The sequence below is a fragment of the Nocardia fusca NBRC 14340 genome (assembly GCF_001618425.1).
GTDB classification, from domain to species: domain Bacteria; phylum Actinomycetota; class Actinomycetes; order Mycobacteriales; family Mycobacteriaceae; genus Nocardia; species Nocardia fusca.
Genome location: NZ_BDCU01000018.1, coordinates 38,975 through 62,901, shown reverse-complemented (window position 1 = coordinate 62,901; position 23,927 = coordinate 38,975). Strand labels below are relative to the sequence as shown.

Here is a 23,927-nt window from a genome sequence, read left to right as displayed (position 1 = left end):
TGTCCTGAGCCAGGACCCGGCTCAGCGCCCGCGTGAACATCACATGCGGCGAGACAGCGTCGACGCGGACCGTTCCACGGGCGCCGCCGGCACCGGACCGGCCCGGACGCGCGGGCCCGTTCGCTGACGGCCCCCGAGGTGAATTGCTCATATCCTGGCAGGCGATCTGTACCCGGTTCCGGCGTCGGCGAGACGCCGGAATCCGGGGATTCACCCCGAGAATGCTGCAGGTATTCCCCGACGCACTGCTGAGCAGAAACTTCACTGGAACGAAGGAGGTCACTGGTGATCGACTGGACTGATACCCCGCCCCACCGGGTGAGCGTTGTCGTGGCGGGTGCGGGAGCTCGTGGTGGTTACGAGGCCGGCGTGCTCTCGGTGCTGGTGCCGCGCCTGCGCAACGCGGGTGTGGACACGGTGCGGTTCGTCGGCACCAGCGCCGGAGCCATCAACGCGACGGTCTTCGCCGCCCTGTCCCATCTGCCGCCGGACGAGCAGGCCCAGCAGGCGCTGCAGGTGTGGCGCGACATCACCGTCCGCGACGTGTTCCGGTCCCCGGTGATCGGCCTGCCTCGCCTCGTGGGCCGCACTGCCGGTCAACTGCTGGGGATGCCGGGGGTGCAGTTGACCAATCTGCTCGATACTTCTCCCCTGCACCGCACAGCCCACACCGCTATCGATTGGAAAATGCTGCGCCTCAACATAACCGAGAGGCGAGCCACGTTGGCAGTGGTCGCGACATCCGGTGCGGACAATCGGACCGTGGTGTTCGTCGACCGCGCCGACGAAGCACCGCTGCCGCCGTCCGACGATGAACGGCCGATCGATTACGTGGCCGTCGAGATCACGGCCGAGCATGTACTCGCTTCGGCGGCGATTCCGGTCGTGTTCCCACCTGTACAGGTCAGCGATCCGCCGCGGCGTGCCGGTTGGTATCTGGACGGCGGAATACGACTCAACGCGCCACTCAAACCCGCGATCGCACTGGGCACCGAGGCGATCGTGGTCGTGGCGACCCACCCCGTAATCGATTCCCCACCGCCGGCACCCGCGAACAACCTGCCGCCCGACGTGGACGACGTCATCGTGCGGTTGATGGATGCCGCGCTGGTCGACCGCATGATCGAGGATGTGCGCACGCTGGCCAAGATCAACATGTTGGTGGACTCGACCGTATCCGCCACCACGACCGAGCCGCCGAAAAAGATCATCCCCTTCCTCCCCATCACACCGCCCACGCGAGCGACCCTGGGTGACCTCGCCGAGGAGGTTTTCGCCGAGCAACGCCATCGTCAGAGCGGAATCGTGTCGACGCTGCGTCGGGCAGAGTTACGGATGCTGGGCCGCGCGTTGAGCGGCGACGGACCACGCCGCGGCGATTTGTTCAGCTACCTGTACTTCGACCGCGATTTCATCGAAGCATCCATCGAACTCGGTCGGCGTCACGCCGACGCCGCACTCGACGGCGCACCGGCACAACGGCTGCCATGGTGGACCGGACCACGAGGACCGGTGTCGACCACCCGAGAGAGCAGCAGGTGAACATCCCGACAATCCGGTCACCATAAAGGTCACTATGGCGACAGAACCGGGCCGGGCGGTATCGACGGTCCCCCCCCCCCCGGGGCCGGAAGTCCACCCGACGAGGCGGTACCTCGAACGCCGCGACGGCACGTGCTCCGGCGGCTCGGCACGGCGCAGAGCAACCCCTCGCACTCACGCGTCGACGACGACGGGCAGTCGGCGCAACCCGTGGAGCGCGCGAGAACGCAGCGGCGCCACCTTCCCCGCGACGTGCGCGTGCGGATACCGTTCGAAGAAACGTTGGACAGCGATAGCCGCTTCCGCACGGGCGAGGGTGGCGCCGATACAGAAGTGGGTCCCCGCACCGAAGGTGAGGTGGCGATGCGGCTCCCGGCGTAGGGGATCGAATACGTGTGGGTCGGGGAAAATTTCCGGATCACGATTCGCCGCGGCCAGAAGCACCACGATCGGCGTTCCCGCGGTGATGGCGCGACCGGCGAGCCGGGTATCGGTCTTGGCGACCCGGACGACGTACTGGACAGGGGCGTCGTAGCGGAGGGATTCTTCGATCACCGCCGTGTAATCGCCGTCGGCCGGGCGCAGGTGCGGCTGCCGCAGCAGCGTGTGCAGGGTGTTTCCGAGAAGATGGGTGGTGGTGCCGAAGCCGCCGACCAGCAGCATGCTGCACGTGGCGATGGCCTCGCGCAGGCTCAGTTGTGCCGGACACTGCTGCGCCAAACCGGCGATGAGCCCGGGCCCCTCCGGGTCCGCCTGGGTCAGGCGATCCCTGAAGTACGCTGTCATCTCGCTGACGAGGGCACGGGAACGCCGGCGTTCCTCCGCTGTTCTGGCGCCGTCCAGCAATGAGGCGAGCACGTTTCCCCACGCGGCGAAGCGCGGGGCCTCGGTGTCCGGGAGCCCGAGGATATGCGAGATCACCGCCATGGGGACGGCCTCGGCATAGTTGGTGATCAGATCCGTGACCCGGCCGCGAGGAAGCTCGTTCAGGCAGTGCCCGACGATCTTTTCGATCCGGGGGCCGAGGTCGGCGAGTTCGCGCCGGTGGAACGTGGGAGCGACCAGGGAGCGCAGCTCCGTGTGCCGGGGCGGCTCCAGTTTCAGAAAGGAGTCGTCGACCGGATGCACCAGCGTGACGTCGCCGGCCGCGTGACGACGTCGGGCCGACGCCCCGATGGGCGCCGGGCCGAAATCGCCGCCGGTGAGCACCTGCCGGCTCGGGCCGTGGGCGGCGGTGAACAGCAGGCCGCGACGGCTGGTGGCCAGAGCACCTCGGGCGCGGACCTTCTCGTATTGCCGGTGCCGGTCGGTCCCCGGTCGCGCCCAGAGGATCCGGGCGCCGGGGTCACCGCGAAGGACATCCGAGAAGAGCCGCGCCTTCTCCAGAGACATTGTTGCCATGGTCGGATTTCGCCTTCCCTAGGCACCGACCACCGTTTCGGCTGGTGCTGCCTGCCGGGCGGGATGGTAACTGGACCAGTAGTACTGGCGATAGAATTGCTCGGCCAACGTCACCCAGGTGTTCAGCTGATCACGATCGCCGAGGAAGCGGTGCATGTTGACCAGCAGCCAACTCCACACGGCCTGACTGTCCCGGCAGTTGTCGCAGTCTCCGGTGGTGGCGCAGTACTGCACACTGTGATCGGTCCGGTAGGCGTTGAAGCGGCCCACGATCGGGTGACCCTCGGTCAGGCGCCGGGCATGCGCCGGGTGATCGTTGCTGATGCTGGGGCAGGTCTCCGCGCCGAAGGTACCCCAATGCGTGCGGCCGGTCACCAGCGTGCGGAAGTAGTAGGGGTGGCCGATGACGGTGTCGGGGTAGGTCTCGCGCATGCGAGTCATTTCCTCGATCGCCCGCTCTTCATTGCGTAGTCGCGCAGTGGGATCGGTGCCGTTGTCGCTGTAGTAGCCGAAATTGATCTGGTTGCCGTTGCCGGCGATGGCCTCGACGGTTCGTTCGAGGTACGGCATCCCGGCCTCGCTGAGCGTGTAGACCCAGGTGGCCCGCGGGTCGTCGGCGTACGTGCGCAGCGCCTTGCCGAACAACCCGCTCATCCGCCGGCCGTTGGGTCCGTGACCACGCAACTCGTCGTCTACCGGACCACCGCCCCACAGGGAGACCGCGATGGCGAGGTCTTCCAGCCCGTCATAGGGTATCGGCCGCGTGCCGTTCGTCACCACGGTGACATTGCGAATCGTCTCCGCGAACACGCGGACCCGGTCCAGGACCAGCGCCGGCTCCCCGCCGATCAGTAGCGTACTGGTGATCTTCTTGGAATCGCGCAGGTCTTCGGCGAACGCGCGGATGGTGTCCAGATCACGAATCTCGACGCTCTGCTTGTCCATATCGTGTTCGAAGAACCAGCAGCCCTTGCACCGTAGATTACAGGCGTCGGTAACCCAGACCTCCACGGTTCGGATACCTCGGGCTACTTCGTTCACGCGCAACAAACGCTCCGCCAAAGCCGGATCCTCTTGCGCGAGTTCGAATGCTCTGGTTACAATGCGTTCCTTGCTTGGCCTGACGTCCAGGAAAACAGGCTGAGACACGACATCCTCCTCGGTGCGATGCGGCAAGATTTGCGCGCTGCTGGATGTCACCGGCGAGTCGAACATGTCGAAAATCGACAGTACTCCCGATGCGTTGCCGATCGAGCGGATCGGCAGAGGGTTGGCGAGAATGCGGATACGGAGCGGTCTTGGGGTTCTGAGCTCGTTAGCGCTACGAATGATTCTAGGACAAACCCTGCTACAGCGTGATGATTCCACGCCATCCCCGACACTCTTGGCTATCTATACCTAGATTGTCGGACTTATTACGGCGCAACGGGATTCGATGTGCATATTCTACAGACCCAGCGCGGCCGAGATACGGCATGCCGGCGACAGCGCCGATCGTCGTGGTGCAACCGATGTGGCTGCACCACGACGACGTCACAACCCGAGCGGTGGAGTGGGGGGAAACTCCACCGGCATCGCGGAGAGTGCGCGATGGAAAGGCCCCGGCCGCCAGCGCAGTTCGTCCACCGAGCAGCCGAGCCGCATTTCGGGGAGCGCGTCGAGCAACTGATCGATCGCGTTCTGGGCGACCATATAGGCGATCGACTTGGCAGGACAGGCGTGCGGGCCCGCACCCCATGCCAGGTGAGCGTTGTTGTCGGTGTACTGACCCGAGTGGATCGCCGGATCGTTGTTGCACGCCGACATGCCGATGACAACCGGCTGATCGGCGGGCAACCAGACTCCGTCCCGCATGATCGGCTGCCTCGGGTAGCTGAGGCAGTAGTTCGCCATCGGCGGATCGGTGTACAGCAGCTCGTTCAGTGCGTCCCGGGTCGTCGGGGCCGCGCCGGGTGACGATGTGCCGGTGAACCGCGGGTCGGTGATCATGAGAAGCAGGGTGTTGACCGTCAGATTGGTCAGCGGCTCGATCCCCGCCCCGTAGAGCACGGCCAATTGGTGCACCATCTCCGCATCCTCGAGCCCTGCCGGGTGACCCACCAGACGAGAGGTGATGTCGCGGCCGGGTTCGGCGCGCTTGAGTGCGACCAGCTCCAGAAGTGCTTCGTTGATCCTGGCGTCCGCGTCGGTGGCGGCGGCACCGCCTTCGAACATGGCGGCCATCCCGGCGGCGATGTGCTGCCCCAGATCCGCCGGGCAACCCAGCATGGCGTTGAGCACCTGGAAGGTCAGCGGGAAGGCGTACTGGCCGATCACCTCGGCTCGGCCGTCCATACAGAAGTCGTTGATCAGCGGCGCCGCAACCTCTTCGACGTTCCGGTGCATAGAGAACAGATCGACCCCGTCGAGAGCGGCGGCGATCGCCTGCCGGTACCGGGCATGCTCCCGTCCGGTGCTACGCATTACATTGGGACGCCATGCCATCATGGGCATGAGCGGATGGTCGGCAGGAACGGTCTTCTCCCACGACCGCGCGTCGGCCGGAAAATGATCGGGGTCGTTGTAGATATCGATCGCGGTGTGGTAACCGAGCACCAACGTGGCCGGAATACCGGGGGCCAGCTCCACCGGCGCGAGAGTTCCGTACCGGTCACGCATCTGGGCGAATACACGATGCGGATCGGCGGCATACTCCTCGGTGTACAGAGCAACGCGAGGCGGCGCACCGGTCGGACCGTGAACGGAGTAGGGGCATCCGGCGGTATCGGTTTGGGACGAAGGAAGAGACTTGGTCAATGCCGGGAACTCCAATGAAGACAACAGCGACAGATCCGAGAGATTGTCCTCTATAGGACATCCCTTGTGTCGGAACAGTATTGGTGTGGCGGATCGCCCGCAAGCGAGAGGCGGGTGCGATCGACCACTCCACGCTGCACCGGCATCCGGCCGGAGCGGTCGTCCAGCGGCCCCAGGTCAACCAAAATCGCAGGCAGGACCCATGCCTTGCCTCTTTGATCCAAACCATCTCGGCGACAACGCGTTCCGGGTCCACGCGTCCGCATTACGGAAATCCCGCACCATCCGAGCGGTTTCGCCTCGGCACGCGAAGCCGTAGTCCGTTGTCGACGTCTTTTATATGTCACATTTCCGCCAAAATTCGTGGCTGAGAATTCTGGGTCGGCGACCGTCTTGTTGCGACCGGGCGAGGCTGCATGTCACCGTGGGGCTCCCCGTCACTTTCCGAAAATTGCGGGGAATCGCCTCCCGGACCAGCGTCCCGATCACCGGAGCCGGCGCCGGCAGCATCGGCGCCTGGTCCGCTTCGATACCGCGGGTGGTGACGGTTTCGGCAAAAGCACCCAATAGGGCGGTTTCGGCCGTTTCGCCGCATCGTCCCCCAAGCCGATCAGGACACGGCGTTCGAAGCGTTCCGGATGGGCCGAGCCCTCGCGGCCCGCCTCGCAGTAGTGGCCCAGGAAGCGCCGCCGGAGACGCCGGCCACGGTCACCGACACCGTCCTACTGGGCCTCGGCCAGGCGCGCGACCGCGCCCGGATGCTGTGATGGCTGGGCGGCTTCGGTATCGCACTGGTGCTGGTACTCCTGATCGCCACCGGCTCGGCCCGGTATCGGTCCCGCCACTCACGGTGGCGCGCATCATCGGCCACCACACCGTGGGAGTGCCCGTGACCGCCGACTGGAGCACAGCCCAGGATTCGATCGTGTGGCTGGTACGGGTCCCCCAGGTGTTGCTCGGCGCGCTGGTCGGCGCCGCTCTCGCGGTGGCGGGGGCGGTCTTGCAGACCCTGGTCCGCAATGTGCTGGCCGATCCGCATATCCTCGGCGTCACCTCCGGCGCCTCCACCGGCGCGGCGGTATCCCTGCTGTTCGGTGGTTCCGTGGCCGCCGGGGCGTCCGCCGCCAGCGCGTTCACCGGAGCCGTGCTGGCCACCGCACTTCTGGTCGCGATCGCCCACCTCAACGGGCAGATGACATCGCTGCGGCTGCTGCTCGGCGGGGTCACCATCGGCTACCTGTTCTCCGCCGCCACCAGTTTCCTGATCTTCGCCTCCGACGATCAGGAGGGCGCCCGCACCGTGCTGTTCTGGCTACTGGGCTCACTCGGCTCGGCCGCCTGGCCCTCGGTCGCCACCACCACAGCCGTCACCGTTGTCGCGATCCTCGCACTCGTTCTGCTCGCCACCCGGTTGGACATGCTCGCCGCCGGTGACGATACTGCGCGTGCACTCGGCCTGTCCCCCGGGCGGCTACGCATGATCACCCTCGGCATCGTGGCCCTGGCCATCGGTGATGTGGTCGCCGTCGCGGGGGCGATCGGGTTCGTGGGCCTGATCGTCCCGCACGTCGCCCGGTTGTGTGTCTGCACCGGGCACCGGCGTCTGCTGCCCCTGTCCGCCCTGCTCGGCGCACTGTTTCTGGTGGTGGCCGATGTGGTGGCCCGGCTCGCTTCGCACCCCGTGAGCTACCACTGGGCATCGTCACCGCGGTGGTCGGCGCCCCCCTTCTCCTCGTATTGATGCGCCGACAGCGTCGGGCCGGGCGAGTAGCACGCCGTCCGGCTCTACGCCGTCATCGCACTCACGACGACGCGCACATCGGCGACGGGTGTGCTCGGGGTGGTCTCCCGGATCGGGAGGACCGGTCATCACCCCTTCGGTCACTACGAAATCCGCACTGCGAGTGCGCTTCCGACTGTCCTCGGCACCGCCCGGCGTGCACACCCGGCGAGGCGTCCGATACATTACCCGGCGGCATTATCGAACATGAATTTCGTTACCTACGGGAAGGAAGTGTGGCGGTGAAAATCGCCTTCGTCGGAAAGGGCGGCAGCGGCAAAACGACCCTGTCCTCACTGTTCATTCGCCAGCTGGCCGCGCAGTCCGTGCCGGTACTGGCAATCGACGCCGACATCAACCAGCATCTGGCGACCGCGCTGGGTGCCACCGAGGAGGAATCGGCGTCGCTGCCGACCCTCGCCGACCAGCTGCCGTTGATCAAGGACTATCTGCGCGGCAGCAACCCGCGCATCCCCTCTGGTGAGGCGATGCTCAAGACCACCCCGCCGGGAAACGGATCACGGCTGCTCGGCGTGGTGGAGGACAATCCGATCTACTCCGCCTGCGTACGGGAAATCGAGGGGGCACGGCTGATGGTGACCGGCCGGTTCTCCGAAGAGGAGCTGGGGGTGGCCTGCTACCACTCCAAAGTCGGCGCCGCCGAGATGCTGCTCAACCATATGGTCGATCTCCCGGGCGAGTACGTCGTGGTCGATATGACCGCCGGCGCCGACTCGTTCGCGTCGGGCCTGTTCACCCGTTTCGATCTGACCGCGCTGGTGTGCGAACCGACATTGCGCAGCGTCGGCGTCTATCGTCAATACCTCGACTACGCCAAGGATTTCGGCATCCGCATCGCGGTGATCGGTAATAAGATCTCCGACGACCAGGACCTCGAGTTCCTGCGCGAACAGGTCGGCGACGACCTGCTGTGCTGGATAGGACGTTCCGCACACGTACGGGCCGCCGAACGCGGCGATATCCGGCCGATCACCGACCTCGAACCGGAGAACCGCAAGGCTCTCGCCGAGATCCGGAACGCACTCGACACCGTCGATCGGGACTGGAACACCTACCATCACCACACGGTGCAATTCCATATCCGCAACGCCGAAGCCTGGGCGGGCCGCGACGTGATCACACAGATCGATCCGGACTTCGTCCTGCGACCGGACCTGCGCTCCGGGCAGTCCACCGCACTGGCGACTCACTGACCTAACGGAAGCCGATTCGCCTGCGACCAGCTCTCCTTCTCGGGCGGTTTCCACATCCACCGACCGGTGGTCGCAGGCGATAGGGCAGTGCGCAATCGACGGGCGACCCCGGAGCACGGGGCCCTGTTTCGCAAGCGCGGGGCTGTGCAGGCGGACCCGCTGTCCGGACCGAGAAGCCGGTGAGACCTAGTGATCGGGGAGAGAGCCGGGGTCGGGCCTGCAGGTCATGTCGGCATCGGGGAGGGTGCCGTCACGGAAGTAGGTGTTGACGGTCTCGTTCACGCAGCGGCTCAGGTCGGCGCGGAGGACGCCGTGCACGCGGGTGTCCGCCAACGTAACCATTCGCGACCCTGTCAAGTCCTCGTGTAGTGCAAGGCCTTGCTGATAGGGAGTGCGTGTGTCGCCGGTCGCCTGCAGGATCAGGGCCGGTGCCGAGTTGTGCACAGCGGTGATCTCCTCGATCGGGTCCGGCCAGAACGCGCACGCGGTGATGTTGTTGGCGAACGCACCGAACACCGGTTGGGTTGCCCGGACACTTTCGATGTTGCGGCGATACCAGGCCGGGTCCCGGGGTGCGGCCCGGTCGCCGCACAGGACGGCGGCCATTCCCGAGGCATTCATCGGAACGCCGCCGCTGATCTTCGTTTTCAGCTGCTCCAAGTCGACGGGCAGCCCGGACACCCCGTCGGCTACGAGCCGCACGACCTCGGCGAGGTCGGCGTTCTTCTGCGGATTCGACAACAGCGCCAACAGCATCATCGGCACGGTGTGTTCATCGATGAGATAGCCGTTGCCGACGACCGGATGCGTGGCGGCGCGTCGGATCATGTCCTCGACGAAGGCGCGGACCTGTGGCCCGCTGCTACCGAAGTGGTAGTCGGCGTCGCGGCGGGCCGCCCAGTTCGCCCAGTCGTCGAGCCCGGCCTCGTTGACGGCACCCATGTCCTGGTACGTGCCGATCCAGTAGCGGTCCGGGTCCATGGCGCTGTCCAGCACCATCCGGTCGGTGCGCTGCGGGAACATCTGCGAATAGACCGCGCCCAGATAGGTGCCGTAGGAGCCGCCATAGTAGTTGAGCCGGCGCTCGCCGAATGCGCTGCGGATGATGTCCATGTCCCGGGCGGTATTGCGGGTGGTGATCTGGCGGGCCTTCTCGGGATCGGGGGCCACGCAGGATGCCGCGAGCGCGGCGGCCAGGGCGGTGTCGCGTGCGAAGCCGAAGGCGTCGAAACCGGCCGAGAACAACATGGTGGGCAGCGGCAGCGCACAGTTCACCGGATCCGAGCGGCCGATACCACGCGGGTCCATGCCGATCAGGTCGTATCGGGCACGGACCTCCGGTGTGAGTCGATCCCGCAGGTCGACCATCATGCCCAGGCCCGGACCACCCGGACCGCCCGGGTTGGACAGCATGATCCCGTGCCTGCGGGCCGGGTCGGTGGCCGGGAGGCGCGAGATCGCCACGGTCAGCGTGCGGGAGTCCGGTCGGTTGTAGTCGAGCGGCACGACAACACCCGCGCACTGCGCCCCCGCACCATCGAGCACCGCGTCGTTACACGACCCCCAGTCCAGCTGCTGGTGATAGAACGACTCCAGCCCACCCGGGATGTCATCGACCGGGTCGGCGCTCGCCGGCCCCGTCGGCACTGTGGCGAATGCGGCCGCCGTGATGACTCCGAACACAAGCCATCGAATCCATCGAATCGGCATCGGATCTCCTGTCCGCGACATCTGTGTCCGCATCCTGTTTCCGCCGCTCGGACATCTCGGGTCTCGCACCGGCGCTGTGTCGTTTGCCGAAGCCCGGGCTCCCGGGTCGGCCGTCACCCATGACTCACCACGATCACGGCGGTCGGGGCCCTGAAATCTGTTTTTGCGAAGCCGGCGTGGCGCAAGGATCGCAGTCTCGTGCGGCAGTGGCGTTCGCCGGACAATGCCCCGGCGTGTCGAGGTCGGCCTGCGCACCGGGATCGGTTCCGTCCGGTCGACCTCTCCTCCACGCAGGTGGCCGCGGCAGTTGTCGGCGACCCTCGGTCGAGCCCGCTGGTGCGGATCGGCAGGATGCCGCCGTCGTGCTCGGTGACCGTGCCGTCACCGACCTCCGTCCTTGCGACCAGCACCTCTCCTCGCGAGCTGCTGATCGGCCGAACCGGAACCGGCAATCGTTATGCTATCGTGCAGGCAGTCGTTACGCTATCGTGATCTTGGCCCAAATGTGACATGCCTGGTCAGCGCGGGCCCGAAGTGCTTCGGGTTGGCCGGTCGAACGCGGGAGGCATGATGGAACCCGAGCAGACTCTGCCGACATATCGGAAAAACGGGGACCGGACAGTATGTCCGGCTACCAGCGGATCGGGCCTCCCGGTCGACGGCATGCGCCGGCCACCGGTGACGCTTCGGCGCATCGGTCGCCTCTGGCTCGCAGTCCTCGCGCTCGCCGCGGTCGCGCTGCCGGCGGCATTGTCGATGCCTGTCGCGCGAGCCGCAGTGCCGCCACCCGGCGAGGATCCTTTCTACGCCGCACCGGCCGACCTCGCGTCGCATCCGAACGGAACGGTGCTCGGGTCGCGAACGATCCCCCTGCTCGGCCTGCCGCTGCCGGTGGACGCGTATCAATTACGTTATCGCACAACCGATTCGGACGAGAATCCGCAACTGGACGTGACGACGGTGCTGGTGCCACCCGTGCCCTCGGACGGACCGCGGCCGGTGTTGTCGTACCAGGTCCCCGAGAATAGTCTCGACACCCGGTGCGCACCGTCGTTCACCCTGCGCGGCGGACGCAACGGCACCGATATGGCGGCCATCGCGCAGGATGCCCCCTTCCTCGCGGACGCACTCCGGCGCGGATGGGCCGTCGTGGTCAGCGATTACGAAGGGCCGCAGTCGCGGCTCTTCGACGGGGTGACATCCGGGCGTGGAGTCCTGGACGGAATTCGGGCCGCCCGGTCCTTCGCTCCGGCCGGGATCGATGCCGCCGGCCCGATCGGCGCCTTCGGGTATTCGAGTGGCGCCTTCGCCACGCTGTGGGCCGCGCAGCTGCGCCAGGAATACGCACCCGACGTGGAGTTCGCCGGCGTCAGCGCCGGCGGCGTCCCGACCGATATCCCGTCCATGGCACAACGCGCCGACGGTGAGGCGGGGGCGATACTGATCCTGCTGGGGCTGGCCCGCAACGAACCCGATTCCAGGCTGTCCGATCTACTGAACGACCAGGGACGCAGTGCCCTGCACACCGCGGACACATCCTCCTGCGGTGCGGATCTGGTCCAGAAATACCCGGATATCCACATCGACGACCTCGCCGCGGTCCCGAACTTGCCGACGCATCCCGCTTTCCGCGCCGCCGCCCGCCCCAACGAACTCGGTGGCACCGCCCCCGACGCCCCGCTCTACCTGTACCACAGTGTCTCCGACGAGAAGATTCCCGTCGCCGGCTACACCGCCCTCGTCGATGCCTACTGCGCCGAAGGCGCCACCCTCACCGCGACCCACTCGCTGTTCCCGGGACATATCGGAGCCGCGGCGGGTGAAGCATTCGGCGGCATGAACTTCCTCGCCGACCGCTTCGCCGGCATCCCGCCGGCCCCGGGGTGCGCGGAGCAGTAAGGACGCGCGGTGCGCGAACACCGACGGCCGAGCTTCTTCGACCGGCTTTCGGACAGTCGAACCGCCGACCGCCGACCGGATGCACGGCCGGCGGTCAGCGGGCCGGGACGACCGGGACGACCGGGACGACCGGGACGTGCAGTAGTTCCACAGTTCGCTTGTCCACCAGGTCACTCAGGGTGTAGTTGTCCAGTTCGCGATAGAACGTCTCCTGCGCCGCACCCAGCATGTGCCGCAAGCGGCAGGCCGGCACCAGCGGGCACGGCGTATCCCCACCGCACTCCACCACTCGAGCCTCACCCTCGAGACCGCGCACGATCTGCCCGACCGTGGCGGTGCGGCCGCGATGCGCCGCCACCAGACCGAGTTCGGCGAGCCTGCTCACCGCCTTCGCCACATAGTGCTCGGAGGCGTTGACCTGCCGGGCAATGAGTTTGACGGTCACCCGCTCGGATGCGGCCCCGCTCACCGCGAGGCGCATCATCGTGCGCAGACCGAGATCGGCGAACCGGGACAGTTGCACAGCTCGACCCGGTTGGGATGTACTCGGGTTCACGGGTTCGGCACCGTCTCCGTGTGCCACCCTCCTCGCACGCGACACCGCCCCGCGCGCACGGCCGCTCGACAGGCGTTGTCATCGACGGTAAGCATGGGCGGGTGGTGAGCCGCCGAGACCAGATCAAACGCGTCGCTGCCGGGCTTTTCGTCGAGCGCGGAGTAGCGGGAACCAGCGTCCGGGATATCGCCGAGGGTGTCGGGATGTTGTCCGGGAGCCTCTACCATCATTTCCCCTCCAAGGACGCGATCGCGTTCGCGATCCTGGACGATTTCCTGACCGACCTGAATGCCCGCTACCGATCCGTACTTCCGCACGTGAACGGGATGCGGGAGGAGTTGCGCGCCCTGGTCTATTCCTCGATCGAGATCGCCGAGGCGCATCCGTACGCGACCGAGATCTATCAGAACGAGAAGGCGTACCACGGACCGGGCGCGCCCACGGAGATCGCGCACGCGGTCCGGGAGGCGCATACATTCTGGATCGACGCCGCGACCCGGGCCAGCGCCTGCGGGGAACTACGCGCCGGGCTCGACCCGGTCGAGTTCGCGCGGATGCTGCGCGAGGGTGTCTGGTGGTCGATCCGCTACCACCGGGAACATCTGTCGCAGCGCCGCGCCGAGGTGACCGACACCGTGGTGGCCGCGTTCGTCGACGGCGGCGCCGCGCCGGGGATCCGCGCGTCCGGCGCCCCGGCGAGCGACGCCGCGGTGATCATCGATCGGCTCGACCGTATCGAGCGCCGACTGGAGGACCTGTCGAAACACCTGGTCGACGAGTCGTAACCCGTTTTCGGCTGCCCCCTTTCGCGACAACCCGTTGACAGAGGCAGTGGCGCAGGACACACTCTCAAGCAATTGCTTGGCTACGGCCAAGCACATGCTTGATTGGTGGTGGTCTCATGAGACGTACCCGGATTCTTTCCTGGGTACTGGCCGCGGCGCTGCTGCCGGTGGGATGTGCTCAGGTCCGTGAACCGGTGGACGATTACATCGTCATCGGCATGGACGAGGATTCGACCGGGCCGGGCGCGTCCTATTCGACGATCGCCGGCGACACCGTCCGTGCCACGGTGGATCGACTCAATGCCCAGGGCGGGATCGGCGGCAAAGAGGTCCGGCTGGTGGTGGAGAACGACGAGAGCAGCCCGACCAATACCCCGTCCATCATTCGCAAACTGGTCGACCAGGGCGCGTCCGCCGTCATCCTGGCGACCGGGAGCGGATCGGCACTCCAGGCCAAACAGATCTCGCAATCCACCGAGGTCGTCACCCTCGCGCCCACCGCGCTGACCGACGCGGTCGCCGGTCCGCCCGGTAACGAGTTCGCCTATATGGTCCCCAATCCGCTGGCCCAGTACGCCGATGTCTACTGCGGAGCCTTCGCCGCGCAGGGCAGGAAGCGGCTCGGTGTGCTCGCCGATTCGAGTCCGGCGATCGCGGGCATCCTCGCTACGCTCCACCCGAAGCTGCGCGCGTGCATCGATATCGTCGGCACCCAGAAGGCGGCCGTCGACGCCGCCGATCTCACCGCCGGGGTGAGCCGGCTCCTCGACAGCGACCCCGACGTCGTATTGGTCGCCAGCGTCGGCGGGAACTTCGAACTGCTCGCGCAGAACACGGTGCATCGGCTGGCGCCCGGACTGCAACGGTTCTCGCTGGCGTCGATCGGAAACCAGCCGCAGTCGTGGAAGCTCGCCGCGCCCGGTTCCCTCGACGGCCTCGTCTATATGGGCAGCCTGAGCGACGACAATCCGCGGACCACCGAACTACAGAACTGGCTGCGCACGGTCAAGGGACCGAATTACTCCCTCACCGCGTACGACGCCCAGGCCTACGACTCGGTGATGCTGCTCGCGCGGGCGATCGAACTCGCCGGAACCCATACCGATCGGCAACGTCTCAACCAGGCCCTGCAGCAGGTCCGTGGTATTCCGGCAAGTTTCGGCCAGGCGCCGCTGACCCTGTCGTTCGCGCCGGACGACCATATCGCCCCGGATTCGGCCTGCGGGCTGGTGCTCATCGAATTCGGTGCCGACAACACCCCGACCGGCCCCTGGGCCGAGTACCAGCCGGAGTGCGCACCGAAGGGATCCGATCGATGAGTGATCCACAGTTGTGGCTGGCCGGGGCCGAGATCGGTTGTTTCTTCGCGCTCGTCGCGTTGTCGATCTACCTGGTCGTGGTGGGTGCGTCGTTCTTCAACTTCGCCGCGGGACCGTACGCGATGGCCGCGGGCCTGCTGGCCGGATACGCGTCCGCTCAGTGGGGTGTACCGGTCATTGCCGGCGCGGCACTGGGAGTCGTCGCGGCCGTGGCGATATCGCTGGTGACCGACATCGTGGTGGTCCGGCCGGTGCAACGGCGGTCCGGCGGTGCCGAACTTCCGGCCCTGGTCGCGGTCACTGCGACGCTGTTCGCCATTCAGCAACTGGCGGGCACGATCTTCGGCCGGACCCCGGTCTCGGTCGCGAACCTGTTGCCGCTGCCGGATTTCCACCTGGGACCGGTCTCGGTACAGGGCACGACGGCGACCATCATCCTGGTCACCGCGGTGGTCCTGGTGGCCACAGTTGTGTGGCTACGCAGTACGACCACCGGTCAATTGCTGCGCGCGGTGGGCGACAATCACGACGCGGCCCGGATGATCGGCGTGAACGTCACCCGGGTGCGGTGGTGGGCGTTCGGGCTCTCCGGCGCGATCGCCGGGATCGCGGGAGTGGTCTTCGCGGCGAAATCGGGTGCCCAGTTCACCAGCGGATTGTCCTGGACGCTCACGGGTTTCCTCGCACTGGTCGTCGGCGGCACCGGGAAACCGTGGGCACCGTTGGCCGGCGGGCTGGCACTGGGCTGGGTCCAGGTTTTCGGCAGTTTCTATTTCGGCGCCACCGGCAGTTCGATCGCCATCTTCCTCGTCGCCCTCGTGTTCTTCGCGTTCCGCCCCGAAGGACTGTTCCAACGAAAGGTGCGTGTGTGATGGCCGTTTCCGCGATCGCGACCACCAAACCCGCCGCGCGGACCGTACTCGGGGAACTCGGCGTATGTCTCGCCGTCGTCGCCGTGGTGCTGCTGTGGATGGGGCCGAGCCTGTACCGGCAGGATCTCGTCTTCCTGGCCGCCACCTACGCGCTGGTGGCGCTGGGCATGTACCTGCCCTTCGTGCTGGCCGGCTCGCTGTCCATGGCGTACAGCGCCTATGCGGCCATCGGCGCGTACGCGGTGGCCTACCTCTCGGTGAAACAGGGGTTGTCGCCGTGGTGGGGCTGGCTCGCGGGCATGGTGATCGCCGCCGCCGTCGCTCTCGTCCTCGCGGTCGCGACCAGGAAGCTGTCCGGGTTCTACCTCGCCGCCGTGACCTTGCTGTTCGCCATCGCGTTCGAGCATTGGCTGGGCGACGCCACCACGATCACCGGCGGAGCGTCGGGGATCTCCGGTATTCCGGTGCCCGCGCTGTTCGGCTGGGACCCCCCGCGCTATGCCCAGGTGGTGGCCGCGATCGCGTTCGTGTGCGTGGTCGCGGTGTTCATCGACCGCCTGCGCCGATCGGCCTGGGGCCTCGCGTTGTCCGCCGCGCGCGAGAACGCACCCGCGGTGCAGTCCACCGGTATCTCGCCCACTCATCTGACCGTGGTCGCCCTGGCCTCCGGCGCGGCGATCGCCTCCACCGGAGGCGCTCTGTTCACCGCCTCGGTGCAGGCGGTGACCCCGGAAACCTTCGGCCTGGACCTGGTGTTCCTCGCCATCTTCATGCCGATCATCGGTGGCCGCGGATCGGCCTGGGGCGCTCCGCTCGGGGCGCTGATCGTCGTCGGCGTCAGCCTGAACATGCCCGGCTATCAGGGGTCGGGCGAACTGCTGCTGGCGGTGGTCGTGCTGGTCATCCTCTTACTCGCCCCCGGCGGCGTCATCGGCTGGACCCAGCGGGCCTTCGAACGGCTCGTACCGTCCCGGAATCAGGACAGGAGGTGACAGTGATGGCACCCGCCGAACCCGCGTCCCTGCTGTCGGTGCGGGGCTTGACCAAGCACTACGGTGGCGTCACCGCGGTGGACCAGGTGAGTTTCGACCTGCCGGCCGGCAGCGTCCTCGGCCTGGTCGGCCCCAACGGCGCCGGAAAGACCACCCTGGTCGACTGCATCGTGGGCACTCAATCCGCCGACGCGGGAACAGTGCACGTGGACGGCCGTGCCCTGTCCGCCGGGCCCGCGGCCCGTGCGCGAGCAGGACTGGCCCGGACGTTCCAGCACCCGCAGCTGGCCCTGGAACTGACCCCGGTCGAGAACATCGTGCCCGGGATCGTCGGCCGGTCCATCGGTTCCTACGGGGCATCGGTGCGCGCGTTCCTGCGCGGGCTCGCGGGCACACCCCGGCCGGTACTCGACACCGCGGCGGCCGTTGCCGCGGAATACGGCGTCACCACCGAACGCGTACCGACGGGCAGCCTCGGCCTGGGCTCCCAGCGGCTCGTCGAAATCGCCCGCGCCATGGCCGCGCGCCCCCGGGTGCTGCTGCTGGACGAGCCCTTCGCCGGATCCGATACCGACGGGATCGCGGCGATCTCCCACGCGGTCCGGCAGGTGCGTGCCGCGGGACATTCGGTGGTCCTGGTGGATCACAATGTCGACCTGATCGCCGAACTCGCCGACTCGGTGGTGCTGCTGGCCGAGGGTGCCGTGGCGTTCACCGGCAACCCGCAGGACTGTATGCGCAGTGCCGAGATGCGCTCCGTGTACTTCGGAACCACTCAGGAGGCCCGATGATCACCGCCCGCGGAGTCGGCGTCCGTTACGGAAAGGCCGTCGCGGTCCGCGAGACAGCGCTCGAGGCGCGGTCCGGGGAGGTCACAGCGGTGGTCGGGCCGAACGGTGCCGGTAAATCGAGCCTGCTGTCCGCGCTGTTCGGCAGTACACCGGCGACCGGAACCGTCCTCGTCGACGACAACGACCTCAGCGGGGAGCCCGCCCAGAAGAGGCTGCGCGCCGGAATCGCGTTCGTCCCGCAGGGGCGGCAACTGTTCCCGCGCCTGACGGTTCGGGAGAACCTGGAGATCGGGGCGCGGCTGCTGGGCGCTCGCAACAACGTGCTCGATACGGCATTCGAACGCTTCCCGATCCTGCGGACGCGGTCGAAACAGCTCGCCGGGGTCCTCTCCGGCGGGGAGCAACAGATGCTGCTGCTCGCCCGGGCCCTGCTGGTGCGGCCGCGCGCGCTACTGCTCGACGAGATGACCACCGGACTTTCCCCCAAGATCGCCGGGGAACTGCTCGACCACGTTCGCGGCCTGGCGGATTCGGGAATCACCGTGCTCGTCGCCGAGCCGGCACTGTACCGGGTGTCCCGGATCGTCGACCGCGGATACGTCATGATCCGGGGCTCCCTCTCCGCGCCGCAGGACGACACCGACGAACTCGACACCGCCTACCGAGCCGCCATGGGGATGCTCGAGGAAGCTCTGTAATGGAACACGTGCCCCTGGCCGATCTCCCCGGATTCACAGTGGACCCGGAGGCGTACACCGGCTACGCCGTCGGCGATCTGGTCCGCCATTGGGCCCGCACCCGCGCGGACGAACCCGCCTATATCAGCCTGGCCGGGACCACCACCTGGGCCGACTACGATCGCCTCGCCGACCGGGTCTGCGCGGCACTGCTCTCGCTCGGAGAGATTCCCGCGGTCGCGGTGTATCTGCCCGACACCATGGAATTCCACGCCACGCTCGTCGGCGCCTACCGCGCGGGGATCCTCGCGGTCGCCGTCGGGGCCCGGTCCGGCCCGGCGGAAGTCGCGCATCTGATGTCGGCCTCGGGGTCCACCGTGCTCGTCACCGCCCGCGAGAACCGGGGTGTCCCCGTATCGGACCTGTCGGAAGAACTGCGGGCGCGCCACACGGCCCCGGCGCACCTGGTGATCGTCGACGGGCTACAGGTCGGCACCGACGGCACCGTGGAGCACGCGGGCCGCCCGGCGCCGGTCCGGGAATTCTCGGTGGACGATGTATGCCTGCTCAACAGCACCTCCGGCACCACGGGCCGGCCGAAGCTCGTCATGCAGACCCAGCGACGATGGAGTGCGTTCGCCGCGATCGCCTGCCGGAACGCGCAGATGGACGCCCGGGAGATCGTCGCCGCGTTCGTGCCCGCGCCCTTCGGATTCGGGCTGTGGACCTCGCATTTCCTGCCCGCGCTCCTCGGCCGCCCGGCGTTGGTGATGCACCGCTTCGATCCGGCGGTCGCGATCGATCTGATGGCCGAGTACCGCGCCACGATCCTCGCCTGTGTGAGCACCCAGTTCCGGATGATGCTGCAGACCCCGGACCGAGCGGTGTCCCGGGCCGACGCGCTGCGAATCATGTTCACCGGCGGTGAGGCCGTGCCCTACGCCGAAGCGCGGCGTTTCGAAGAAACCACCGGCGCGCTGGTACTTCAGTTCTACGGCTCCAACGAAACCGGCGCGGCGAGCGCCACGACCGTCCATGACGACGAGGAAACCCGGCTCGGCACCGGTGGCCGGCTCATCGAGGCGATGAACGTCCGCATCCTCGAGGGTGGCACCCGAGGTCCGGGTGTCCGGCGTGGGCAACCGGCGGTCCGCGGGCCACTCATGTCCCCCGGTTACTGGAACGACGACGCCGCCAACGCCGAACTCTTCACCGACGACGGCTGGATCCGGCTCGGCGATATCGTCGAAGTCGACGATTCCGACCGGCTGCGCGTGGTGGGCCGTCTGGCCGACCTGATCATCCGCGGCGGCAAGAACATCTCCGCCCTGGAAGTGGAGGATTTCATTCGTGAACATCCCGCGGTGGAAATGGTCGCCGCGGTCGGCGTACCCGATCCGCTGTTCGGGGAGCGGCTGTGCGCGGCGGTGACCTTGGTTCCGGGGACCGATCAGCTGTCGCTCGCCGACCTCAACGCCTGGCTGCGCGCACAGGGCATCACCCGGGAGTACCTGCCGGAACGGCTGCGCGTGCTGGAGAGCATGCCGTTGGCGCCGGGCGGGAAGATCGCCAAAGCGCAGGTCGAGCAGTTGGTCGAGACGAGTGCGGGAGATGACGATGACGGACGACGCAACCAGCGGTGACCTCGGCGGGCGCACGGCGATCGTCACCGGTGCCGCACGGGGGCAGGGACGAGCCATCGGCCGGGCACTGGCCCGGCGTGGTGCCACCGTATGGCTCGCGGACCTCTGCGCACCCGGCGATACCGCCCCCTATCCGCTGGCCACCGAGGACGACCTGACCGAAACAGCGCGGCTGATCGAAGCGGACGGCGGCGCCTGCCACACCGGCTTGCTCGACGTCCGCGACTCCGCCGCTGTCACCGCGTTCGCCGGGACCGTCGCCGCCCGGACCGGCAGTATCGACATTCTCGTCACCGCCGCGGGCATCGTCGGATTCGCGCCGGTCACCGAACTCTCCGACCGCATGTGGGCCGATATGCTCGCCACCAACCTGACCGGCACCTTCCACTGCATCCGGGCGGCACTCCCCCATATGACCACCGGCTGGGGCCGGATCGTCGCCATCTCCTCGATGAGCGGCCGGCAGGGCACCCCGAACCTCGCGCATTATTCGGCGTCGAAATGGGGCGTGATCGGGCTCGTCAAATCCGTCGCCCTCGAATACGCGGAAAGCGGTATCACCGCGAATGTCGTATGTCCCACGAATGTGGACACCCCGATGCTCCACAATCCGGCCCTGTACTCCCTGTTCGCCCCCGATCTCGACAATCCCTCCCGCCACGACGTCGAAGAGCGGTACGCGCGGATGAGCCCCATGCGGATCCCGTGGTGCCCGCCCGAAGCGATCGCCGACGCCGTCGGCCATCTCGTCGGCGAGACCGGGCGCTATGTCACCGGAACGGTGCTCGACGTCGGGTTGGGTGGAACTGCCCGGATGCCGTGAGACCTGCGGGTTCGCGAGGTGCACGCTCCGAAGGACCTTGTTCGGCGCGAAAGGGGAAAAATCCGCGAGACGCCTGTGCGGCGCGCGGGTGAATCCGGGTTGCTTCGGTAGCGTGCTCACCCGACCGGTATCCGAGACCATTGAGGAGTAGCGGGTGCGTACAAGGAGTCGGTGGGTGGTGCGGAAGCGGCTGCGGAGAGTCGCTGCGGTTGTTGCGTCGATGGTCCTGACCACCTGGGTGGGCGGGGCAGTGGTCAGCGCGTCCCCGTTGGGCACTCCGGTGCTGCGGGCCCCGGCGGGTGGGTACGAAGAACTCTTCGTACCCTCCGGCATGGGACCGATCAAGGTCCAGGTGCAGTGGGCGGCGCGCGGTGGCAGTGCGGCGCTCTACGTTCTCGACGGCCTCCGCGCGCCGGCCGACCACAGTCAGTGGACCAGTGATACCGACGCCCTGCGGCAGTTCGCGGGCGACAATGTCACCCTGGTCTTCCCGGTCGGCGGCCGTTCCAGTTTCTACACCGACTGGTACCGGCCCAGCGGGACCAACGGCCAGGCGGAAACGTACAAGTGGGAAACCTTCCTCACCCGTGAATTGCCCGCCTTCCTCGCCGGATACGGGGTGTCGCGGACCAACAAGGCCATCGTGGGCGCCTCCATGGGCGGCGGGGCCGCGCTGACATTGGCCGCGCACCACCGTGACCAGTTCAAGTTCGCCGGATCCTTCTCCGGATTCCTGAACCCGACTTTCCCGATGTGGAACGAAGCGGTCCGCGCCGCGCTGTGGGACGAGGGCCGGTTCAACGTGGACGATATGTGGGGGCCGGTCGGTGACCCGGCCTGGACCCGCAACGATCCGACCGTGCAAGCCGAACTCCTGCGCGGCCTGCCGATGTACGTCTCGGCCGGCAACGGTAGTCCCGGGGCTCCCGATGTGCCGTACGGGGTCGGCAACACGGTGAACGCCATGGGGCTGGAGGCGACAGCCGCGGTGGGCACGCAGATCTTCCGCGACCGGGTCGCGGCGCTGGGTATCCCGGCCCGTATCGACATCGTCGACGGCACCCACACCTGGCCCTACTGGGGTCGGGCACTCGCCACCGCCCGCCCGATGATCCTGGACGTACTCGGGGCCCACTGACGGTACTCATCAGGCGTCCGCGATTCGGTCGGACGCCTGATGAGGGTCGAACTCCCCGGCTCGAATCACGAGCGGACTCCGACGTCCGGCGCACCGGGTCGGCGTCGCCCCGGCACAGCCCCCGCGAAGCTCGCCGGGCCGGCGCCCTCCCGCTGAGAAGCAGAGCCGGAATCCGTGAGTAGACTGCGGGGTCGCACACGGTTTCGAGTGGCGTGGATTCCCGTACGGAGTTCGATCATGGAGACGTACACCGGCGATATCGTCGAAGGACACGACAGCCTCGAGTTACGTGTCTACGCCGAGCTGAACGACTTCCTACCCCCGCGGTCCCGGTTCTCGGTACTTCAGCGCCCGGTACGTCCCCATCAGACCGTGAAGGACATCGTCGAGGCGGCCGGTATCCCGCACACCGAAATCGACCTTCTGCTGGTGAACGGTGAATCGGTCGACTTCCGGCACCGTCCGGACGCCGGCGATCGGCTCGCCGTCTACCCGGTGTTCGAGAGCCTCGATATCGCCGCACTGACCCGGGTGCGCCCGCACCCGCTGCGTGAACCGCGCCTACTCGTCGACGTCAATCTCGGGGGCGCCGCTCGACTGTTACGGCTGATGGGTCTCGACGTCCGCTGTGAATTCGACGCCGAAGACCCGCAGCTCGCCGAGATCGCCATGAATGACCACCGCATCCTGCTCACCCGGGACCGCGGTCTGCTCGCCCGCCGTATCGTCTCCCACGGCCTCTTCGTGCGCGCCGACCTTCCGATCGATCAGGTGGTGGAGGTGATCGACCGCCTCGACCTGGCCAACTGCCTGGCCCCACTCACCCGCTGCCTCCGCTGCGGCGCATCCCTGGCAGACGTAGCGAAAGCCGACGTGATCGACCGGCTACCTCCCCTCACCCGCCGCTATCACGACACCTTCCGCCGATGCACCGGCTGCACCCGGGTCTACTGGGCGGGTGCCCACCAGGACCGCCTCGACGAACTCGTTGCCCGGATCATGTCGAAGATCCGGCGCACACCTCCACCGGAGGACGCCCGAGTTCCGGGCACCCCACGGTGACCGACGACTCGGCCTTCGCACTGGCTCGGCAGATGGCCGATGCGCACCGGCACTGCCCGGGCGCCCACCCCGAACCTGTTTCCCGGTCGTGGATTCGTCCTCCGTTCGACCCGGCGCGGCGTTTCGGCGGCACCAGCAGAGCGGTCCGCCGACCGGCGGCGCCGGGTCCCGGCTCAGTCGTCGTCCGGTTCGACGGACAGCACCGTGGCGGTGCTCATATCGACCGTCACCTCGTAGCCGGCGCCGTCACGGGTTCGCATGTCGACCTCCAACTCGGGGGCACCGCTGGACAGGTCGACCTCGACGGATTCGACCGTCGCCCCCATCAGCGCCTGCAGCGCCGCCTCCAGCGACTGCTGGTCCTCGGGCACCGGCTGCGCGGTCGCCGCGGCGGACCCACCCCCGACAAGAATTACGGCGAGCACTGCGCCTGCCCACAACCGGCGTACCCCGCCGCTGTGGTGACCGATCGTGTACATCACTGAGTCCTCCTCGATATATCGGTAGCTGGATCCGCGATACTGCGGTTACCGCATATTGCGTCGTTTGCGCTGGTAGGACGTACTGCGCCTGCCGAGTTACCCACTCTGGGACGGCCTACGCATCGTCCGCGTCTCGGCGTGCAACCCGATCCAGGGAAGCGGGCGCATACCGCGGGCCGGGGTGGCCGGTGGCCGGTGGCCGGTGGCCGAGGATGCGACAGCGGCGGGCGTCGTCTGTCCGAACACCGGTCCGGACCACGCCGCGGAACCCGGTCACAACCGTGAGCCCGGCATTGGGTTGGCGCCGCGGCCCGGCGCGGCTTTCGGGGGTCGTATGGAAGATGGGCAAAATCTCGATGTCTGGAGTGTATAAGGTCACACGGATCGACATTCCGATCATCGCTCAACTCGCCGCCGAATCTCGCCATAGGGCAACGTCTTCGCT

The 23,927-nt window shown here is 67.4% G+C and carries 21 protein-coding genes; 15 read left to right on the top strand and 6 right to left on the bottom strand.

Annotation, left to right across the window (positions count from 1 at the left end):
* The first annotated feature begins 285 nt into the window (after positions 1–285).
* The gene (locus NF4_RS09720; protein WP_063126971.1) at positions 286–1,542 is read left to right on the top strand and encodes a patatin-like phospholipase family protein; all 1,257 of its coding nucleotides are present in this window, start codon (positions 286–288) and stop codon (positions 1,540–1,542) included.
* 174 nt (positions 1,543–1,716) lie between these two features.
* Here the strand turns inward: NF4_RS09720 and NF4_RS09715 are convergent, their stop codons facing one another.
* The 3 genes from NF4_RS09715 to NF4_RS09705 form a co-directional block, all read right to left on the bottom strand.
* Positions 1,717–2,934 (bottom strand): cytochrome P450, encoded by a 1,218-nt coding sequence (locus NF4_RS09715; RefSeq protein ID WP_063126970.1) that lies wholly within the window; start codon positions 2,932–2,934, stop codon positions 1,717–1,719.
* Between the two features lie 27 nt (positions 2,935–2,961).
* Positions 2,962–4,005, bottom strand: a complete 1,044-nt coding sequence (locus NF4_RS09710) for a radical SAM family protein (RefSeq protein WP_063126969.1) — start codon at positions 4,003–4,005, stop codon at positions 2,962–2,964.
* A gap of 471 nt (positions 4,006–4,476) precedes the next feature.
* Complete coding sequence (locus NF4_RS09705) at positions 4,477–5,601, bottom strand: cytochrome P450 family protein (RefSeq protein ID WP_063126968.1); 1,125 nt, start codon at positions 5,599–5,601, stop codon at positions 4,477–4,479.
* Between the two features lie 776 nt (positions 5,602–6,377).
* On the opposite strand from NF4_RS09705, the gene NF4_RS39770 reads away from it, so the two are divergent.
* The 3 genes from NF4_RS39770 to NF4_RS09695 all read left to right on the top strand — a co-directional run bounded on the left by NF4_RS39770 (position 6,378) and on the right by NF4_RS09695 (position 8,733).
* Complete coding sequence (locus NF4_RS39770) at positions 6,378–6,506, top strand: hypothetical protein (RefSeq protein ID WP_269749590.1); 129 nt, start codon at positions 6,378–6,380, stop codon at positions 6,504–6,506.
* A 122-nt stretch (positions 6,507–6,628) separates the two neighbouring features.
* The gene (locus NF4_RS09700; RefSeq protein WP_232330384.1) at positions 6,629–7,480 is read left to right on the top strand and encodes a FecCD family ABC transporter permease; all 852 of its coding nucleotides are present in this window, start codon (positions 6,629–6,631) and stop codon (positions 7,478–7,480) included.
* A 275-nt stretch (positions 7,481–7,755) separates the two neighbouring features.
* Entirely contained in the window at positions 7,756–8,733 is a 978-nt protein-coding gene (locus NF4_RS09695; protein WP_232330383.1) for an ATP-binding protein, read from the top strand.
* 186 nt (positions 8,734–8,919) lie between these two features.
* Here the strand turns inward: NF4_RS09695 and NF4_RS09690 are convergent, their stop codons facing one another.
* Entirely contained in the window at positions 8,920–10,443 is a 1,524-nt protein-coding gene (locus tag NF4_RS09690) for an alpha/beta hydrolase (protein WP_232330382.1), read from the bottom strand.
* A gap of 663 nt (positions 10,444–11,106) precedes the next feature.
* Between NF4_RS09690 and NF4_RS09685 the strand changes: the two genes are divergently transcribed.
* Positions 11,107–12,342, top strand: a complete 1,236-nt coding sequence (locus NF4_RS09685) for a lipase family protein (RefSeq protein WP_063814554.1) — start codon at positions 11,107–11,109, stop codon at positions 12,340–12,342.
* A 94-nt stretch (positions 12,343–12,436) separates the two neighbouring features.
* Here NF4_RS09685 and NF4_RS09680 read toward each other — a convergent pair whose 3' ends face one another.
* A complete protein-coding gene (locus NF4_RS09680) occupies positions 12,437–12,865 on the bottom strand; it encodes an RrF2 family transcriptional regulator (RefSeq protein ID WP_063126966.1) in 429 nt (142 codons plus the stop codon).
* Positions 12,866–12,999: 134 nt separating this feature from the next.
* On the opposite strand from NF4_RS09680, the gene NF4_RS09675 reads away from it, so the two are divergent.
* The 10 genes from NF4_RS09675 to NF4_RS09630 all read left to right on the top strand — a co-directional run bounded on the left by NF4_RS09675 (position 13,000) and on the right by NF4_RS09630 (position 23,000).
* Positions 13,000–13,683 (top strand): TetR/AcrR family transcriptional regulator, encoded by a 684-nt coding sequence (locus NF4_RS09675; RefSeq protein ID WP_063126965.1) that lies wholly within the window; start codon positions 13,000–13,002, stop codon positions 13,681–13,683.
* Between the two features lie 116 nt (positions 13,684–13,799).
* The gene (locus NF4_RS09670; protein WP_063126964.1) at positions 13,800–15,002 is read left to right on the top strand and encodes an ABC transporter substrate-binding protein; all 1,203 of its coding nucleotides are present in this window, start codon (positions 13,800–13,802) and stop codon (positions 15,000–15,002) included.
* Positions 14,999–15,874, top strand: coding sequence for a branched-chain amino acid ABC transporter permease (locus NF4_RS09665; protein ID WP_063126963.1), 876 nt, complete (start codon positions 14,999–15,001; stop codon positions 15,872–15,874). The genes NF4_RS09670 and NF4_RS09665 overlap by 4 nt, the downstream gene beginning before the upstream one ends.
* Positions 15,874–16,866, top strand: a complete 993-nt coding sequence (locus NF4_RS09660) for a branched-chain amino acid ABC transporter permease (RefSeq protein ID WP_063126962.1) — start codon at positions 15,874–15,876, stop codon at positions 16,864–16,866. Before NF4_RS09665 ends, NF4_RS09660 begins: the two co-directional genes overlap by 1 nt.
* Positions 16,867–16,871: 5 nt before the next feature.
* Positions 16,872–17,657, top strand: coding sequence for an ABC transporter ATP-binding protein (locus NF4_RS09655; RefSeq protein WP_063127336.1), 786 nt, complete (start codon positions 16,872–16,874; stop codon positions 17,655–17,657).
* The gene (locus NF4_RS09650; protein WP_063126961.1) at positions 17,654–18,355 is read left to right on the top strand and encodes an ABC transporter ATP-binding protein; all 702 of its coding nucleotides are present in this window, start codon (positions 17,654–17,656) and stop codon (positions 18,353–18,355) included. Before NF4_RS09655 ends, NF4_RS09650 begins: the two co-directional genes overlap by 4 nt.
* Positions 18,355–19,977, top strand: coding sequence for a class I adenylate-forming enzyme family protein (locus NF4_RS09645; protein WP_063126960.1), 1,623 nt, complete (start codon positions 18,355–18,357; stop codon positions 19,975–19,977). Before NF4_RS09650 ends, NF4_RS09645 begins: the two co-directional genes overlap by 1 nt.
* Positions 19,952–20,800, top strand: a complete 849-nt coding sequence (locus NF4_RS09640) for a mycofactocin-coupled SDR family oxidoreductase (RefSeq protein ID WP_063126959.1) — start codon at positions 19,952–19,954, stop codon at positions 20,798–20,800. Before NF4_RS09645 ends, NF4_RS09640 begins: the two co-directional genes overlap by 26 nt.
* A gap of 220 nt (positions 20,801–21,020) precedes the next feature.
* Complete coding sequence (locus tag NF4_RS09635; protein ID WP_063126958.1) at positions 21,021–21,938, top strand: alpha/beta hydrolase; 918 nt, start codon at positions 21,021–21,023, stop codon at positions 21,936–21,938.
* Between the two features lie 237 nt (positions 21,939–22,175).
* A complete protein-coding gene (locus tag NF4_RS09630; protein ID WP_198165278.1) occupies positions 22,176–23,000 on the top strand; it encodes a Mut7-C RNAse domain-containing protein in 825 nt (274 codons plus the stop codon).
* A 173-nt stretch (positions 23,001–23,173) separates the two neighbouring features.
* Here the strand turns inward: NF4_RS09630 and NF4_RS09625 are convergent, their stop codons facing one another.
* Positions 23,174–23,482, bottom strand: coding sequence for a PepSY domain-containing protein (locus NF4_RS09625; RefSeq protein ID WP_157120114.1), 309 nt, complete (start codon positions 23,480–23,482; stop codon positions 23,174–23,176).
* Positions 23,483–23,927 lie beyond the last annotated feature (445 nt).

What these genes read in the sequence shown, in the direction of transcription:
- NF4_RS09715 (WP_063126970.1), bottom strand. Translation starts at nt 2,934, where the DNA reads ATGTCTCTGGAGAAGGCGCGGCTCTTCTCGGATGTCCTTCGCGGTGAC.
- NF4_RS09705 (WP_063126968.1), bottom strand. Translation starts at nt 5,601, where the DNA reads ATGCGTGACCGGTACGGAACTCTCGCGCCGGTGGAGCTGGCCCCCGGT.
- NF4_RS39770 (WP_269749590.1), top strand. Translation starts at nt 6,378, where the DNA reads ATGGGCCGAGCCCTCGCGGCCCGCCTCGCAGTAGTGGCCCAGGAAGCG.
- NF4_RS09690 (WP_232330382.1), bottom strand. Translation starts at nt 10,443, where the DNA reads ATGCCGATTCGATGGATTCGATGGCTTGTGTTCGGAGTCATCACGGCG.
- NF4_RS09685 (WP_063814554.1), top strand. Translation starts at nt 11,107, where the DNA reads ATGCGCCGGCCACCGGTGACGCTTCGGCGCATCGGTCGCCTCTGGCTC.
- NF4_RS09670 (WP_063126964.1), top strand. Translation starts at nt 13,800, where the DNA reads ATGAGACGTACCCGGATTCTTTCCTGGGTACTGGCCGCGGCGCTGCTG.
- NF4_RS09665 (WP_063126963.1), top strand. Translation starts at nt 14,999, where the DNA reads ATGAGTGATCCACAGTTGTGGCTGGCCGGGGCCGAGATCGGTTGTTTC.
- NF4_RS09660 (WP_063126962.1), top strand. Translation starts at nt 15,874, where the DNA reads ATGGCCGTTTCCGCGATCGCGACCACCAAACCCGCCGCGCGGACCGTA.
- NF4_RS09655 (WP_063127336.1), top strand. Translation starts at nt 16,872, where the DNA reads ATGGCACCCGCCGAACCCGCGTCCCTGCTGTCGGTGCGGGGCTTGACC.
- NF4_RS09650 (WP_063126961.1), top strand. Translation starts at nt 17,654, where the DNA reads ATGATCACCGCCCGCGGAGTCGGCGTCCGTTACGGAAAGGCCGTCGCG.
- NF4_RS09645 (WP_063126960.1), top strand. Translation starts at nt 18,355, where the DNA reads ATGGAACACGTGCCCCTGGCCGATCTCCCCGGATTCACAGTGGACCCG.
- NF4_RS09640 (WP_063126959.1), top strand. Translation starts at nt 19,952, where the DNA reads ATGACGGACGACGCAACCAGCGGTGACCTCGGCGGGCGCACGGCGATC.
- NF4_RS09635 (WP_063126958.1), top strand. Translation starts at nt 21,021, where the DNA reads ATGGTCCTGACCACCTGGGTGGGCGGGGCAGTGGTCAGCGCGTCCCCG.
- NF4_RS09630 (WP_198165278.1), top strand. Translation starts at nt 22,176, where the DNA reads ATGGAGACGTACACCGGCGATATCGTCGAAGGACACGACAGCCTCGAG.